This is a genomic window from Trinickia dabaoshanensis (assembly GCF_002879885.1).
Taxonomy (GTDB): Bacteria; Pseudomonadota; Gammaproteobacteria; order Burkholderiales; family Burkholderiaceae; genus Trinickia; species Trinickia dabaoshanensis.
Genome location: NZ_PNYA01000015.1, coordinates 81,669 through 95,852 on the forward strand (window position 1 = coordinate 81,669; position 14,184 = coordinate 95,852).

The window sequence follows — 14,184 nt, forward strand, 5'->3', positions numbered from 1 at the left end:
ATGGTTATGACCAGCGCACGAACTGGCCTCGAGCGACGATGACCGCGCTGCCCGACACGTGGATGGGTCCCAAGTCGCCGAGCGTGCCGCCCACCTTCGCGCGCATTACCGAACGGCGTCCCATCTCCACGCCTTGCTCGATTTCGATGGTTTGCCCGAAGTCGAGCAGCCCGTGCCGAATCAAGTGCAACGCGAGCGGTCCGGCGGCGGAGCCCGTGGCGGCGTCCTCGGCCACGCCGTAGGCGGGCGAAAACATCCGCGAGCGCCATTGATTGCCGCTGCCCGCGAAGCAATTGGCCGCGACGTCCGGCAACAACGCGAGAATGCGTTGATCCGGCTTCACGGCGGAAAGCGCTGCGAGGCTCGGCAGACCGACGAAAACATGGCGTGGGCCGTTTCGATAGACTTCGACGGGCAGCGTGGACGCATCGAGGCCGAGGCCTCTGAGCAGCGTGTCCTCGAATTCGTAAGAGGACCATGTGGGTACGGGTTGCGTCATCGTCGCGGCGGTCATGTGGCCGGCCGCATCGCGCTCGAGCGCAAACGGAACATCTCCCATTGCCGTCTCCATTACGAGCCGATTCCCGCTATGCGTGCGGCCGAGCACGAATGCGGTGCCGAGCGTCGGGTGGCCGGCGAACGGCAACTCATTGACGGGCGTGAAGATGCGCACGTGATAGTCGCCGCTGCTTTTCGGCCGGAACACGAACGTGCTTTCCGATAGGTTCAACTCGCGCGCGATGCGCTGCATATCGCGCGCGGACAGGCCGGTCGCGTTCGTAAAGACGGCCACCGGATTGCCGCACAGCGGCGCGTCGGTGAAAGCGTCGGCTACGACGTAGTCGTAATACTCGGGGGACTCGGAAGCGCTCATTGGATGATCTCGAAAATGAAGCGAAGGGCGGTTCAATGGACCGGTTCGAGCTGCGTGGACAGCACATTGAGCAAGGCCTCGGAGACGATGCCGATGCCGCGTTCGGTCAATACCGACTCGGCGTGGAATTGGATCGACGAGAATCCTTTCCCTCTGAGCGCGTGAACCTCGTTGGTTCGCGCATCGCGGCAAACCTCGACTTTCTCGTTGTCGTGCCAAAGTTCGTCGCTGCCGTACGTCGCGCTAAACGTGTTGTAAAAGCCCACACGCTCGCGCGTGCCGAAATAGTCGATTTCGTGCTGCACGCCCTGGTTGGGCTGATCGCGCCGCGCGATCGGCATGCCCAGCTCGAGGCACAGCATCTGATGGCTTAGGCATACGGCGAAGAAGGGCCGATGTTTGGCGAGCGCATCGGCCAGTGCTTTGCGCAGCGTGCGCACGCGCACGTCGGTATGGCTGCGCGGATCTCCGGGGCCCGGCCCGAAGACGGCCAAGTCCCAATCGCCGGTGCGTACGCGCTCGTCGTCGAAGCGCGCGAGCGAGACGGTAAGCCCCATCGCGCGCAACTGATGATCGAGCATCGACGTGAAGGCATCTTCGGCGTCGATGATGAGCAGCTTGCGCCCTTCGAGTCCCGGGATCGCTTTCGTACGCTTGGCGGCATCGGACAGCCAAAAATCGGAAATGCCGACGTTGCGATCGCTCAACGCCGAGCGCACGAGCGGATGAGCCGAAAAGTCTTGAGTGGACGTTTGACCGAGCGCGTTCAACACGGCTTGCGCCTTGGCGCGCGTTTCCGCGGCTTCCGAGTCCGGGTCCGAATGCCTCACGATGGTCGCGCCGACCGAGACCCGCAGTGCGCCGTTGCGGTCGATATCGGCGGTACGAATGAGAATGGCCGAGTCGAGTTCTGCGCGATCCTGCTCGTCGCGGCCGAACAGCGCGACGACGCCCGCGTAGTAGCCGCGTCCCGCTTCTTCGTACTTCGCGATCACGCGGCAGGCGTTTTCGATCGGGCTGCCCGTGACCGCGGGAGAAAACAACGTCTCTCGCAAGATCGCGCGCGGATCGGCTTGCGTCTCGCCTTCCAACACGTATTCCGTATGTGCGAGACGCGACATCTCCTTCAGTTTGGGGCCGATCACTTTGGCGCCGCCGGTGCAAAAACGCGCCATCATTTTCAGCTCCTCGTCGACGACCATGTAAAGCTCGTCGCTTTCCTTTTTGTTCGCGAGGAATTCGACGATGCCGCTGAGCGTCGGGCCGCTAGGCGGGTAGCGATAGGTCCCGCTGATCGGATTCATGCTCGCGGTGCCCGCCTTGACGCTCACATGGCGCTCGGGGCTCGCGCCGATCCACGTCCGATCGCCGGTATGCACGAGGAAGGTCCAATAGGCACCCACTTCGCGGCGCACGAGGCGCCCGAAGGCGGTCAATGCCGTGACGAGCGAGTAGTTGTCCAATCGCGCGCGAAAGGTGCGCTTCAAAACGAAATTGGAGCCTTCGCCCGCGCCGATTTCGTCCGCGACGATTCGCTTCACCTGCTCGGCGTACGCGGCATCTTCCACGTCGAACTGGCCGTCCGAAACGTCGATCGGCACATCGGGCCAGTCGCGCAGCGCGGCATCGAGCGCGATGCGTTGCTCGCGCTCGATGTGCAGCACGCGCAACGGCTCGCCGTCGTCCACGGCGGCGTAGCCGCGTTCCACGAGTTGCCGGTAGGGGACGACGGCGATGGCGGAGCGGCCTGCGCGGCCCGCCGGAGGCAAGGGAATGTCGTCGAGCCGATCGCAGCTCAGCGCGTCGCCGGTATAGATTTCGAGCATCGGCTCGCGCGAGCGATCGCCGCGCACGAGCAGGGCGAAGGGGCCCACACGTTCGGGCTCGGTCAGCAGCGAGGAAAGCAGCGCATCGTTCATTGCCAAACCTCCTCGGTTCTCGTGACCACCGCGCACGAGCGCGCGGCGTAGTTCAGCGCCATCAAGTGATCGTCGCGATTGAAGTCGGCCACGGCGTCGGCGACGATGAACGTTTCGATATCGTTCGAGAAGGCGTCGATGGCCGTGGCGAGGATGCCGATGTGCGCGTAGACGCCGCAGATGATCAGTTGATCGCGGCCCGCCTCGCGCAGCGACCGGAGCAGATCCGACTTGAAAAAAGCGCTATAGCGCCATTTGGTGAAAATCCAATCGCCCGATTGCGGAGAGAGGCCGCCGGCAATCTCGCGGTCGGCGGGTGCCACGGCCATACCAGGGCCCCAGAAGTCTTTCAACAATCCCCGCTGCGCGGGCGTCATGCCGCCCGGTTGTGCCGTATAGGCGATCGGCACGCCGAGTTTGCGCGCGCGCGTGACGAGATGGGTCACGTTCTCGACGAGCGGGTGCGCAATGGCGTGAGCGGGTAGCGGGCGCAGGAAAAAGCGCTGCATGTCGTGCACGAGCAGCGCGGCGCGCTCGGGGCTCGGATGCCAGCTCGCGATATTCGCGCAGACGTCGGTCGTGCCCGGAACTTGATACGGGGCGATTGTCGGAATGCCAGCCATGGATATCTCCCAGGTTCATTCGAGTGCCGGCCCGCACTCGTGGTAGTCGTCTCATGGACCGCCCGGCGGCGTGGACGAAGCGCCGCCGGGCGATGCCTACGGTTATGAAAAAGTGAGGAATCGTCTACGGTTGCAGCCGCTGGTTCGACCACGCGCCGGCCGCGTTTTCATAGCGCAGCCGCTTGTAAATGCGATCGGGCGAAAACTCCCAGAACTCGAGGACGGTGGGGCGCACGATGTAGCCGACCCATCCTTGCGGCCGCGCGAGCGATGCCGACCGGCCGACGAGTTCGATCTCGTCGGCCAGCGCGCGCTCGTCTTCGAGCGGAGCGCTTTGCCGGCTGACGGTCGACATCGCGTGCGATTCGTGAGGGCGCGATTCCCACAGCGAGTCCGATTCTTCTTCGGGCAGCAGCGTCACCTTGCCGGTGACGATGACTTGCCGCTTGGTCTCGCGCCAATAGAACACGCCCGAGGCCCATCCGGTCGCGGCGATATCGCGGCCTTTCGGGCTATGAGCGTGCGTGGCGAAGACGAATCCCTCGTCTCTCACCTCGAGGACTTGGATGATCCGGCTGGACGGCACGCCATCGGCGCTCACCGTGGCCAGCGCCATCACACCGGGCTCGGACGCGTTTTGTGCGATCGCGTGCGCGAACCAGGCGCGCACCGCCGTGATCGGGTTGCCGGGCGAATCTTTGAAGATCGATTCGTTGCCGGCGGTTTCATCGATAGTTTGCATAGAACACCGCTCAAGTCGAGGTCGGGTCGGCGCTCGAGGAGGCTCAAGCCGCTTCCCACGACGTTTTCAATTCCGCGTGACCGATGAGGTCCGTGGTCCAGGCGCTTCGAACGTACTGCTCGAAATTCATGTCCGGCCGCAGTGCGATGTGCGAACTCAGGGTTTGGATGTCGCGCCAGACGCGCTGCAAGGGGCCGTGCTCGACGGGCGTTTGGCTGCCGTCCGGCTCGGCGAGGCGCCTCACCGCACCCAGCACGATGTCCGCCGCAACCGACGCGTCGCGCGCATTGCGCGCGGTGAGCGCGGGCGGCAGGCCGCCTGCGTCCGCGATCTCGCACGCGCGCTCGACGAGCAAACGAGCGGCGTCGATCTCGGCGGCCGAGCGGGCATAGGCCGCGCCTGCCTGCGCGGACGGCGCCGTGTCGCCGAAGGCCGCGCTCCAATATCCGAGAGCGGCGATCGCCGCGCCTAGCGCGGCTGCCACGAACAAGTGCGGATCGGCGGCGATCGGCGAGACGTGATAGCTCGGGCCCGGCGCATGCGACGAGCGTCCGCCCCAAAGCTCGCTTTTCGGAAAGGTCATGTCGCGCGGCACGAAGACGTCGTCGAGTGCGATCGATTTGCTGCCGGTGCCGCGCATGCCGAGCGGATGCCAATCGTCGATCACGCGAATGCGCCGCGACGACATGGGGACGGCCGCGTAACGCGGTGCCCACTCGTCGCCGCTCGGCTCGATGCAAAGCAACGCCCAGGCGGCGAAATCGACACCGGATAACGAGTGCCATCGCCCCGACAACATCCAGCCGCCGGCCGCCGGCGAGGCGTGTCCGGTGGCGCGAAACGATGCGCAGATCGGCGTATCCGGACCGTCTCGCCAGATCTGCCGTTGGGTTTGCGCGGGCAAGTAAGCCGCCATGCGAGCGGCGACCGCATAGATCGCCGCGCACCAGGCCGCGGAGGTGCAACGCATCGCCAACGCTCGAATGCTCGGCACCAACGCCGAGAACGATCCTTGGACCCCTCCGAACTTGCGAGGGACGAAATGACGGACGAGTCCGCGCTCGACGAGCACGCCGACGACATCCGGATGCAGTCTTCGAATTCGATCGGCGCTCGATGCATGCATGCCGAGGACCGCTATCGACCGATCCAAGCGTTCGTTAGGACGCTCGACGTCGGTCACTGGCTCGAACATGTTGCTATCTCCGAAATGAGAATGGCACATGCGGCTAGGTGTTTTTCGCTACCGATATGCACGGTTTCTCCTTGCCATTCGGCGCTGAAATCTATTCACGGAATGCATATAAGTAAACGTCATTTCAATCAATTATCTGTTTCATGTGTGTCTCAATCCGTTCGATTGACGTGCAAAAGCCGCTACAAGAAAAGGTAGTAATGGACACGTAAAATCGAAGCCGACGGTAAAGGACGCGCGTTGTTCTTTGCGCGCGGTGCGGTTGCAAACCGGATTGAGTACGTGATAGCCTGAGTATGACTGGGAGTCAGTCAATTGTCACGAGGTAGTGGCGTTTTCAGGGCTGCAAGATATGGTAGGGCTTGCGAATGTCCTCGTGGCGGCGGTCCGCGCGGGGGCGGGATGGAAGGCGAATCGTTATTAAGAAATGATGAAAATGGGATGATAAAACCGGTTATTCCTTGCGCTGCTTTTCTGGATCGTTTCCGCTTTTTAGCGAACGAACTGCTAGATATCTTAGTTGCATATTCGGCGGTGCTTGAATAGAGTCCGTGCGTGGTTGGATCCCGTCGATTTACCGAAAGGAGGAAGTGCGATGCAATCGAAATCGTGGTCGGCAGACCATGGCGCTGTGCAGAGCTTGCCGTCCCCGGCGCAATTGTTGGACGCACTGCCGTCGACGCCGCGCGCATTACACACCGTTCAGAAGGCCAGAAGCGCAATCGTCGATATCCTGAACGGTGCAGACGATCGGCTGGTCGTGATCGTCGGGCCGTGTTCCGTGCACGATCCGGTTGCCGCACGCGACTACGCCGCGCGCCTCGGCTTGCTGCGCGCGCGTTTCGCCGATGAGTTGGAAATCGTCATGCGCGTGTATTTCGAGAAGCCGCGCACGACCGTGGGCTGGAAGGGGCTCGTGAACGATCCTCTGCTCAACGGCAGTCATCGGATCGACGTGGGGCTTTATACCGCTCGCTCGCTTCTGTGCAATATCAACGATCGGGAGATGCCGGCGGCCACCGAATTCCTCGATCCCCTTTCGGTCAGATACTTGAGCGATCTCGTTGCTTGGGGGGCGATCGGCGCACGCACGGTGGAATCGCAAATTCATCGCGAGATGGCCTCGGCGCTGCCGTTGCCGATCGGCTTCAAGAACGGCACGGACGGAAACGTGCAGGTTGCCGTCGATGCGATGTCGGCGGCGGCGCGTGGACACCGCTTCATATCGGTCGATGCGCAGGGCCGGCTATGCGCGTTCAATACACCGGGAAATCGCGATACGCACTTGGTGCTGCGCGGCGGCGGCGAACCGAATTACGAGGCGCACTGCGTGGACGCGGCTAGCAAGCGCATGTCGGCCGCGCATTTCAGCCCGCGCGTGATGATCGACTTCAGCCATGCGAATAGCCGCCGGCAGTATCGCAATCAAGTGAGCGTGTGCGCGGACGTCGCCGATCAAGTGGGGCGCGGCGACGCGCGCATCGTCGGCGTGATGATCGAGTCCAATATCAAGGAGGGACGGCAAGAGGTCGTGCCGGGCACCGCCCTCGCGTACGGACAGAGCATTACCGACGCATGCGTCTCGCTCGACGATACGGGCTATCTATTCGAGGCGCTTGCCGATGCCGTCCGTGCGCGCAGGCGTGTGCGCGCCGAACAGACCGAGCGCGAGCCATTGCGCGCGTAAGGGCGCTGAGCGGATGCGATCGTTCAAAGCTGCGGCCTGGCTTGAGCGGTCGCGTTGGCGAGCGCGCGCATGCGTGCGAGGGTTTGCGCCGCGCTCGTCCGTTTATTGCGGGGGCAGGGCGCTCGCCGCTTGCCAGCGCAGCACCGGGTGCGTGGCACCGGCGGGCATGAGCCAGGCACCGTTCGCACCGAAGTCCCATCCGGCGAAGCTCGATGCGCGGCCCATCTGCGCGGTCGTCAAGCCGTGGCTCGACGGCGCGCCGCCGCCGTTGGTCACGCCCGTCGTCTCGACGTTCCAGTAGTTGTCGGCCGTGACGGTGCCCGAGTTGCCGCTCGTGATCGCGCCGATGTAGGGGGAGACTTGCCAATCCCCCGTCACTTGGCCCGTGGCGAACGATTGCTCGATCGTCCCGGTATTGACGCCGACGAGGCCGGCGGGCACCGACGGATGCTGCATGCCCTGAACCGCGCCCGTCGAGTACGATTGCGCGATCGTGCCGTCGTTTTGACCGACGAGACCCCCCATATAGCTTTGCCGGCCCGTGACGTTCACGCTGGCGGCGGAGCGCTCGATGAGCCCCGTGTTCCATCCGGCCAGACCGCCCAACGTCATCTCGTCGAACGAGAAGATCGAACCGCTGGCGAACACGTTCGCGATGTGCCCTTGGTTCAGTCCCGCGACGAGTCCCGCAGGCGCCATCGTATAGGCCGGATTCACGATCGACTCCGATGAACCCGATACGCTCAGGTTGCGCACGACCCCCGTCGTGCCGATGACGCCGAAAAGCCCGGACGGCAACGGCGATCCATCCACGGGCGAGTAGACGGCATTGAAGCTCAGGTTGGCGATCGAATGCCCCATTCCGTCGAACTGACCGGAAAACGCGTTGGCCGGGTCGCCGATCGGGGTGATGCTGCCGCCTTGCAGATTTTTGCCGAGCGCGTAGTTGCCGGCGAGGTCGTGCGATACGTTTTGCAAATCGCCGAATGAGTTGACGAGTCGATAGCCGGTGATCTGCGTGACGAGGCCGCTGCCCGCCGCCGGCGTCCATCGCTTGTTGGCGAGGAGCGTACCGGGCGTGTATCGACCGTTCATGTCGTACAGCGCGGTGACGATTCCCGTGCTGGCGGACCAATCGAGCGTGCCGTTGTTGGCGATCGAGCCGCGGTTGTCGATGCCGGTGACGTCGGCACGCAGCACGAGATCGCCGCCGCCTTGATTGCGAATCGCGACGCCTTTATCGACGGCGACCGAACCGTAAGCGTCGAAAGTAAGCGACGCGTTGCCCTTCCAGCCGAGGTTCGTGCCGACGTCGATATTGCCTTGCGTGGTGGCGACGTCGATCGAGGTGCCCGCGTTCAGACTGTTCGTCAATGTGTTGCCGATGGACCGCGTGACGGTGAAGCGCGGCGTCGTGAGATTCCATTTGGCCGCACGCACGGTTGCGCCGAGCGGGTCCTGTGCGAATGTCGCGGCCGAGGTATCGACGGTGCCGCCGGTGCCGTTCGCATTGCTTGCGCTGACGGTGGCCTCCATATCCACGGTGCCCGTATCGGCGACGAGCCACACGTGGCCGTCGCGCTTCGCGGTGCCGGTTGCGCGGATGGCGGCATGATTGCCGCTCAATGCGAAGACATTGCCGTCTGCCGCCTGTAGGCTGATTTGCGCGGCGTCGAGCGCGCCGACGTTCGTGACGTTGCCGTGGCTGCCGGCTTTCACGAAGACTTGCCGGCTCGTGGATGAATCCTGCAGCAAGACCGTTTGGCCCGCCGCGAGTTCGGCCGAGCCGTTGGGGGCGGAAATTGAACCGAGGTTCAGGACTTGGTCGTGCGCGATCAGCACGACGTCGCCGCCGCTCGATCCGATCTGGCCGAGATTGACGACGACGGCATGTGAGCGGCCCGCCAACGTCAACGGGCCGCCCTTCATGAATGCGCTGTCGTTCGCATCGAGCGTGGACGCGACGAAGCGGCCGCCCGTGGCGATCGTGCCGCTCCGGCCGACGACGATGCCTTGGGGGTTGACGAGATAGACGCTGCCGGTGGCCGAGAGCGTGCCGAAGATCATCGAGAGATTGCCGCCCGTCACACGGTTCAGCGTGGCGCCCGTGCCGTTGTTGAATGCGACGCTATTGCCGTGACCGATCGAAAAGCTGTCCCAGTCGAGAACGCCGCGCGGCCCGTTCTGATTGATCGTCATCGCGTTGCCGTTGCTGACGATCGTGCCGCCTCCGGCCACGAAGCGGCCGCCGCTCGGCAGTGTGCCCGCGTGCACCGCCGGTGCCGCGCCGTATAACGTTGCGATCGCCGCCAGTACGAGTGACCTAAAACGCTTAGGTTGCGCCTGGAAGTGTATCGAAGTGAGTTGGATGGTTTTCATCATGCCCCGTATTTACGTCGATATTCCGTTGCGGAATGCCATTGAGTTGTCGTCCGCGGTCGAGAGATGCCGCTCGATACGCAACCGAGGAAGCAACGATCATAAATTTGTCGATTTAAAAATCAATCAATAATTAATGCTGATGAGATGGCTTGCCGGTGGGCTGAGCGTGTTTCCGGACATCTGAATTTTTGAAGTAAAAGTGAGTCGATGATTTAGTAAAATCGATCGATCAGGGAAATTAATTCTATTGAAAGTTCTGTCTATGAGAAGCGGATGCCACCGCGGGTTCGATATCGCTGGGGACCCGCATGAAAGTGCTCGCGGTAAGCGGAGCGCGCGTTGGGTATGCGCGTTGCGCGTGCCTACTGGCGCATCCGTTGGTGCGGCGCGCAATCGGGCTTCAATCGTCTTCAATCGGGCTTGGTCGGATTTGGAACGATTTTTGCGCTTGGTCGGAGCAAGTCCGGCGCGAGGTGCCGTGAAGGCGCGGCGCGTCGTTCTCCCAATCGTCACCGAGGGAAGGTTCAGACCAGCATGTCCACCTCATCCAGTTCAATCCGCATCGGCAACGTGCTGTCCGCGATCTTTTGCGGCCTCACGGCACTTTATCTCCTCATCGGCGGGGCGTGGCTCCTGGCGGTCGGCGGCTCGCCGTATTACATCGCGACCGGCATTGCGCTCGCCGTCGTCGCTTGGTTGATCCGGCGGCGCCATCCGGGCGCATTCGTGCTTTATGCGCTCGTATTGGTGGGCACCGCCGGATGGGGACTCTGGGAATCGGGGCCGGACTTCTGGGCGCTGGTGCCGCGCTGCGACGTCTTCGTCGTTTTCGGCGTGTGGCTGCTGCTCGTCGCGAGCCCCTCGCTCATGCCGCCGCGTGCCATTCCCGTCGGGGCGCTGCTCGGTGCGCTCGTGATCTGGGGCGGGGTACTCGTGTACGCCGCCTTCAACGATCCGCAAACGGTGAACGGAACGCTCAGCGCGCAGGCCGCGGCGCCCGCACCCGCAAGCGGCGCCGGCGCGGCCGATTGGCCTGCTTATGGCCGCACGGAGCAGGGCACCCGCTACTCGCCGCTCGCGCAAATCACGCCGGAGAACGTGAAGAACCTGAAGGTGGCGTGGACCTTTCGTACCGGGGATATGAAAGGGCCGAACGATCCCGTGGAGATCACGAACGAGGTCACCCCGCTGAAGATCGGCGACATGCTGTATCTATGCTCACCCCACCAGATTTTGTTTGCGCTCGATGCGCGTACCGGCGAGTTGAAATGGAAGTTCGATCCGAAGCTGAAGGCCGACCCGTCGTTCCAGCACGTGACCTGCCGCGGCGTGTCCTATGCCGACCTCTCGGCGGCTGGTGCCGGCGCCGCGGGAGCCACTCCGGGTAGCGGCACGGCGGCGGCGGGCGGTGCTTGCACGCGCCGGATCTTTCTTCCGGTCAACGACGGTCATCTCTATGCGCTCGACGCGCAAACGGGCGCACGGTGCGCCGGCTTCGCGAACGACGGCGACCTGGACCTCCAGCACGACGAACCCGTGACGACGCCCGGCATGTACGAACCCACTTCGCCGCCGGTGGTGACGAGCAAGGTGATCGTCGTGGCCGGCTCGGTCGAGGACAACTTCTCCACGCGCGAACCCTCGGGCGTGATTCGCGGGTTCGACGTCGGCACGGGCAAACTGCTGTGGGTGTTCGACCCGGGTGCGCAAGACCCGAATGCGATGCCGGGCCCGGGCGGCCATTACACGTGGAACTCGCCGAACTCCTGGGCGCCGGCCGCCTACGATCCTTCGCTCGATATGGTGTACCTGCCGATGGGCGTGTCGACCCCCGATATCTGGGGCGGCAACCGCACGGCGCTGCAAGAGCGATATGCCAGCGGCTTGCTGGCGCTGCACGCATCGACGGGCAAGCTCGCGTGGTTCTACCAGAGCACGCACCACGACCTATGGGATATGGATCAGCCCTCGCAGCCGACGGTCGCCGATATTACCGGCAAGGACGGCAAGACGGTGCCGGTGGTCTATGCACCCGCCAAGACCGGCAATCTGTACGTACTCGACCGCCGTACCGGCACACCGGTCGTGCCCGCGCCCGAGCGCCCGGTTCCGCAAGGCGCCGCGCCGGGCGATCATGTCGCCCCGACGCAGCCGTTTTCCGACCTTACGTTCCGCCCGGCCAAGAACCTGTCCGGCGCCGACATGTGGGGCGCGACGATGTACGACCAACTCGTGTGCCGCGTGATGTTCCATCAGCTTCGCTACGAGGGGATCTATACGCCGCCGTCGGTTCGCGGAACGTTGGTCTTCCCGGGCAACCTAGGCATGTTCGAGTGGGGCGGGATTGCGGTCGATACCGACCGTCAGATCGCGATCGCCAATCCGATCGCGCTTCCGTTCGTCTCGCGGCTCATTGCCCGCGGGCCGGGCAATCCGATGGAGCCGGTGGCTGGCGCCAAGGGAAGCGGCACCGAGGTCGGCGTTCAGCCGCAATACGGTGTGCCGTACGGCGTGACGCTCAATCCGTTCCTCTCGCCGTTCGGTCTGCCTTGCAAGCAGCCCGCGTGGGGCTACATGGCCGCCATCGATTTGAAAACGAACCAAGTCGTTTGGAAAAAGCGCATCGGCACCTCGCGAGACAGCTCGCCGATTCCGTTGGCGTTCAAGCTGGGCATGCCGATGCTGGGCGGCCCGATCGTGACGAGCGGTGGCGTGGCGTTCATCGGCGCGACGGCCGACGACTACATCCGCGCTTTCGACGTCGATAACGGCAACGAGCTTTGGCGCGCGCGTTTGCCCGCCGGTGGACAGGCCACGCCGATGACCTATTCGGCAGGCGGCCGCCAATACGTGGTGATCGCGGCGGGCGGGCACGGTTCGTTCGGCACCAAGCTCGGCGATTACGTCATCGCGTACGCGTTGCCGAATAAGTAGGCCCGGCCGAGGCGCCGCCATGTTCATCGATGGCCGAGCATCGAACCCGTTTCCTTGTAAGCCGTATACATCGCGAACGCGTTGCCGAGATCGTGAGGCGTTTGGCCCCCATACGCGAGCGCGTCCCGATAGTACTCGCGCAGCACGTCGCGATAGCGCGGATGGGCGCAGTGCTCGATGACGAGCGTGGCACGTTCGCGCGGCGCGAGACCGCGCAAGTCGGCCAGCCCTTGCTCGGTCACGATGACGTCCACATCGTGTTCGTTGTGGTCCACGTGCGGGACCATCGGGACGATGCTCGAAATACGTCCTTCCTTGGCCATCGACTTCGTCGCGAAGATCGCACAGGCGGCGTTGCGCGCGAAATCGCCCGAGCCGCCGATGCCGTTCATCATGTGGGTGCCGCCCACGTGCGTCGAATTCACGTTGCCGTAGATGTCGCATTCGAGCGCGGTATTGAGCGCGATCAATCCGAGACGCCTGATGACTTCGGGATGATTGCTGACCTCTTGCGGGCGCAGCACGAGCTTGTCTCGATAGCGGTCGAGTTCGGCGAGCACCTGGGCTTGGCGGGGCGCTGACAGCGTGATCGACGAGCCGGAGGCAAACACTATCTTGCCCGCGTCGATCAGGTCGAACGTGGAGTCTTGCAGCACTTCCGAGTACATCGTGAGTGCTTCGAACGGCGAGTGCGCAAAGCCCGACAGCACCGCATTGGCGATCGTGCCGATGCCGGCTTGCAGCGGCGGCAATTGCGCGGGCATGCGACCGCGCTTGACTTCGTGCTGCAAGAACTCGATGAGATGGCCCGCGATGAGGGCCGTTTCTTCGTCGGCGGGCAGGACCGTGGAGGGGCTGTCCGCCTCGTTGGTGATGACGATCGCTGCGATCTTCTCGGGGGCGATCTCGATCGTGGGCGTGCCGATGCGATCCTGCACGTGCACGATCGGCAGCGGCTCGCGCCGCGGACGGCGCCCCGGAATCCAAATGTCGTGCATGCCTTCGAGCGCGGCGGGCTGCGCCAGGTTGAGCTCGATGATGACCTTTTCCGCGAGAATCGCGAAGCTCGCGGAATTGCCCACGGAGGTGGTGGGCACGATGCCGCCCGTTTCCGTGATGGCGGCGGCCTCGATGATCGCCAAGTCGAGCTTGCCGAGCAGGTTGGCGCGCAGCATTTCGACTGTTTCGGACAGATGCTGGTCGACGAACATGACTTCGCCGCTGTTGATGGCGCGACGCAAGGTGGGATCGGCTTGAAACGGCAGGCGGCGCTCGAGCACGCCCGCTTCGGTCAGCATGCGGTCGATGTCATGACCGAGCGAGGCGCCCGTCATCAACGTGATGCGCAGCGGCTCGCTTTCGTCGCGCGCGCGGCGCGCGAGTTCGATCGGCACGGCTTTGGTGTCGCCGGCGCGCGTAAAGCCGCTTGCGCCGACGCGCATGCCGTTGCGCACTAATCGCGCCGCTTCGGCGGCTGTCGTGATTTTCGAGCGCAGGGCGGCGCAACGAACGCGGTCTTCGTACATCGTGTCTCCTGAAAGGCGCTAATGCTTCTCACGACCCAGTCAAGCTTCGGCGCGCATCCTTCACGGGCTTGGATTCGCCGCCGGGGGGAGGGGCATTGCGAAGGTCGGAAATCACTATATGTCTCAAACCACGGCCGATTAATAAGCGAGCCGGAAAGGATCTTTCCGGGAGGCCGTGGGATCGGAGGGAGCCGCTTCTTTGAGGTGCGTCAAGGCGGCGCCGCTTGCGGTGTGCCAGATTGAACGAATTGAATGAGGGAGCCGCGGCGAGTCGGCCGATCGCGTCGCGCCTGCCCGCTCGC

Annotated in this window: 9 protein-coding genes; 2 read left to right on the forward strand and 7 right to left on the reverse strand. The window is 63.9% G+C overall.

Annotated features, from left to right (window positions below):
• Positions 1–4: 4 nt before the first annotated feature.
• The 5 genes from C0Z18_RS17305 to C0Z18_RS17325 all read right to left on the reverse strand — a co-directional run bounded on the left by C0Z18_RS17305 (position 5) and on the right by C0Z18_RS17325 (position 5,353).
• Positions 5–874 (reverse strand): PhzF family phenazine biosynthesis protein, encoded by an 870-nt coding sequence (locus C0Z18_RS17305; protein ID WP_102646648.1) that lies wholly within the window; start codon positions 872–874, stop codon positions 5–7.
• Positions 875–906: 32 nt separating this feature from the next.
• Positions 907–2,793 carry an anthranilate synthase family protein gene (locus tag C0Z18_RS17310; RefSeq protein ID WP_102646649.1) on the reverse strand — a complete coding sequence of 629 codons (1,887 nt, stop codon included), beginning with the start codon at positions 2,791–2,793 and terminating at the stop codon, positions 907–909.
• Positions 2,790–3,416 (reverse strand): isochorismatase family protein, encoded by a 627-nt coding sequence (locus C0Z18_RS17315; RefSeq protein ID WP_102646650.1) that lies wholly within the window; start codon positions 3,414–3,416, stop codon positions 2,790–2,792. The genes C0Z18_RS17310 and C0Z18_RS17315 overlap by 4 nt, the downstream gene beginning before the upstream one ends.
• A 124-nt stretch (positions 3,417–3,540) precedes the next feature.
• Positions 3,541–4,158 carry a pyridoxal 5'-phosphate synthase gene (locus C0Z18_RS17320; RefSeq protein WP_102646651.1) on the reverse strand — a complete coding sequence of 206 codons (618 nt, stop codon included), beginning with the start codon at positions 4,156–4,158 and terminating at the stop codon, positions 3,541–3,543.
• Between the two features lie 43 nt (positions 4,159–4,201).
• Positions 4,202–5,353 carry an acyl-CoA dehydrogenase family protein gene (locus C0Z18_RS17325; protein ID WP_158244250.1) on the reverse strand — a complete coding sequence of 384 codons (1,152 nt, stop codon included), beginning with the start codon at positions 5,351–5,353 and terminating at the stop codon, positions 4,202–4,204.
• Positions 5,354–5,948: 595 nt separating this feature from the next.
• On the opposite strand from C0Z18_RS17325, the gene C0Z18_RS17330 reads away from it, so the two are divergent.
• Complete coding sequence (locus C0Z18_RS17330) at positions 5,949–7,040, forward strand: 3-deoxy-7-phosphoheptulonate synthase (RefSeq protein WP_102646653.1); 1,092 nt, start codon at positions 5,949–5,951, stop codon at positions 7,038–7,040.
• A gap of 102 nt (positions 7,041–7,142) precedes the next feature.
• Here C0Z18_RS17330 and C0Z18_RS17335 read toward each other — a convergent pair whose 3' ends face one another.
• Complete coding sequence (locus tag C0Z18_RS17335) at positions 7,143–9,422, reverse strand: two-partner secretion domain-containing protein (protein ID WP_233217355.1); 2,280 nt, start codon at positions 9,420–9,422, stop codon at positions 7,143–7,145.
• 534 nt (positions 9,423–9,956) lie between these two features.
• On the opposite strand from C0Z18_RS17335, the gene C0Z18_RS17340 reads away from it, so the two are divergent.
• A complete protein-coding gene (locus C0Z18_RS17340) occupies positions 9,957–12,356 on the forward strand; it encodes a glucose/quinate/shikimate family membrane-bound PQQ-dependent dehydrogenase (protein WP_102646654.1) in 2,400 nt (799 codons plus the stop codon).
• Positions 12,357–12,379: 23 nt separating this feature from the next.
• Here C0Z18_RS17340 and C0Z18_RS17345 read toward each other — a convergent pair whose 3' ends face one another.
• Positions 12,380–13,882 carry an acetyl-CoA hydrolase/transferase family protein gene (locus tag C0Z18_RS17345; protein ID WP_102646655.1) on the reverse strand — a complete coding sequence of 501 codons (1,503 nt, stop codon included), beginning with the start codon at positions 13,880–13,882 and terminating at the stop codon, positions 12,380–12,382.
• Positions 13,883–14,184 lie beyond the last annotated feature (302 nt).

Coding starts and splice junctions, on each gene's coding strand:
- C0Z18_RS17305 (WP_102646648.1), bottom strand. CDS start 874: ATGAGCGCTTCCGAGTCCCCCGAGTATTACGACTACGTCGTAGCCGAC.
- C0Z18_RS17310 (WP_102646649.1), bottom strand. CDS start 2,793: ATGAACGATGCGCTGCTTTCCTCGCTGCTGACCGAGCCCGAACGTGTG.
- C0Z18_RS17315 (WP_102646650.1), bottom strand. CDS start 3,416: ATGGCTGGCATTCCGACAATCGCCCCGTATCAAGTTCCGGGCACGACC.
- C0Z18_RS17320 (WP_102646651.1), bottom strand. CDS start 4,158: ATGCAAACTATCGATGAAACCGCCGGCAACGAATCGATCTTCAAAGAT.
- C0Z18_RS17325 (WP_158244250.1), bottom strand. CDS start 5,353: ATGTTCGAGCCAGTGACCGACGTCGAGCGTCCTAACGAACGCTTGGAT.
- C0Z18_RS17330 (WP_102646653.1), top strand. CDS start 5,949: ATGCAATCGAAATCGTGGTCGGCAGACCATGGCGCTGTGCAGAGCTTG.
- C0Z18_RS17335 (WP_233217355.1), bottom strand. CDS start 9,422: ATGATGAAAACCATCCAACTCACTTCGATACACTTCCAGGCGCAACCT.
- C0Z18_RS17340 (WP_102646654.1), top strand. CDS start 9,957: ATGTCCACCTCATCCAGTTCAATCCGCATCGGCAACGTGCTGTCCGCG.
- C0Z18_RS17345 (WP_102646655.1), bottom strand. CDS start 13,882: ATGTACGAAGACCGCGTTCGTTGCGCCGCCCTGCGCTCGAAAATCACG.